Consider the following 1,765-nt stretch of genomic DNA (forward strand, 5'->3'; position numbering starts at 1 on the left):
AGTTGGGATAAATACAATTTTAATCGCTTATTGATTTTATATTAATTCGTTAAGTAACAGCTTACTTTCGCAAACCTTTAATATTATGCAAGTGCTTGAATTGTTTTAAGCGTGTCTAACTGAATCTTTGAAGGTGCTTGAAAAATTTAGGATTAAGGAACGGAAGGTACAAATTATTGTGATGATGGGTTCATAGCCGGAATCTACAATTCAGCAAAAATGTGGGTTACGCAGTCTAATATATAATCTTGGAGAAACTGAATTAGCGGATTATTACACCTGTGATATAAAATAAGTATCACAGCTTTTTAAGAATTTCAAAAGTACCGATTAGGTTAAGTAGCGCAGGGGAGTTTCACCCCAACGCTCTCCAAGAACCGTACGTGACAGTCTCCCGTCATACGGCTCCTACTGTCCAGCCGACGGCCGAAAACCAAAGCCCCAAGACGCAAATAGTCTGGGTTCACGGCGTGCAATGCGACCTAACCAGTGGGTCGCCTTGTGCCAATGGCCTCGCAGCCTCTTGTATTTCCGCATGGCCCAACGAACCAAAGCATTTTGAATCTGACGTAAAATGGGATAAAGCGCTGATCTATAATACCTGCCATAATAATTCAACCAACCCCTAATCACGGGGTTGATTCGCTTGGCAATGTCCTCTAATGACGAGGAACTCCACAACTGCAGTTTCCAGCCCCTTATCGTAGCGCTCATCGCTTTGATTGCTGATTTGCTTGCCGCTGGCGTAAAGCCCACAAAGTAAGTCCGCCCCTTGCACGATCGAAGCCGAAAGCCATAGCCGAGAAAATCAAAACTCTCATGCTTATAACTTCCAGGGCGTTTTGCGTCTTTACAGTAGACAATCTTCGTCTTCTGCGGATGCAGTTTCAGCTTACATCGCGCCAGCCGTAGTTCAATGGCTCTCAGCATCACTTGTGCTTGAGATTCCGAACGACAATGGACGACAATATCATCCGCATACCTCGCAAATAAAACACTCGGATGGTTTACCCTCATCCATTCATCAAACACATGGTGAAGAAAAATATTAGCCAGCAAGGGACTAACCACACCCCCTTGGGGCGTGCCCTGCTCTCTTTCGATTAGGCTGCCATCCGCCAATTGTGCCGGAGCTTTCAGCCATCTCTCGATATAAAGCAGTATCCACTTGCTGTCCGTATGCTTCCGCACCGCATGCATCATCAACTCATGGTCAATGTTATCGAAGAAACCCTGTATGTCCAAATCAATCACCCAGTTGTAACACCAGCACCTTTGGCGAACGACCCCTACTGCATCCAGTGCTGATCTGCCTGATATGTAACCATAGGAGTCCGGGTGAAAGATCGGATCTACTTCGGGCTCCAGATACATCTTGACCACCATCTGCGCCACGCGATCCGATACGGCTGGTATACCCAGCCTTCTGGATCTGCCATCGCTTTTGGGTATGTCTACCGTACGTACCGGCGGCGGAAAATAACTGCCCGAGGACATCCGATTCCAGATCTTATAAAGATTGTTCTTAAGATCAACCTCAAAATCTTTGATCGACTGACCATCGACTCCCGCAGCCCCTCGGTTCGCCTTTACCCGACGATAGGCGTCCCATACAACTTGCTTGGAAATACTAAACGGCTTTGTTTCAGTAATAGGCTCCTCCCATCTCTGGTTGACCACATCGCTAAAACCAGACAGCACAACCCCTTGGCTCCATCTGCATTACACAGACTTCAACACTACTACGGGTTGTTCCGCCCCCGTG

At 46.8% G+C, this 1,765-nt stretch carries 1 protein-coding gene; it reads right to left on the minus strand.

The genetic code is table 11. The features are described from left to right. Nucleotides 1-408: 408 nt before the first annotated feature. The gene (gene ltrA, locus KOO63_11450; protein MBU8922422.1) at nucleotides 409-1,653 is read right to left on the minus strand and encodes a group II intron reverse transcriptase/maturase; all 1,245 of its coding nucleotides are present in this window, start codon (nucleotides 1,651-1,653) and stop codon (nucleotides 409-411) included. Nucleotides 1,654-1,765: the final 112 nt, after the last annotated feature.

The sequence above is a fragment of the Candidatus Latescibacterota bacterium genome, assembly GCA_019038625.1.
Lineage (GTDB): Bacteria > Krumholzibacteriota > Krumholzibacteriia > Krumholzibacteriales > Krumholzibacteriaceae > JAGLYV01.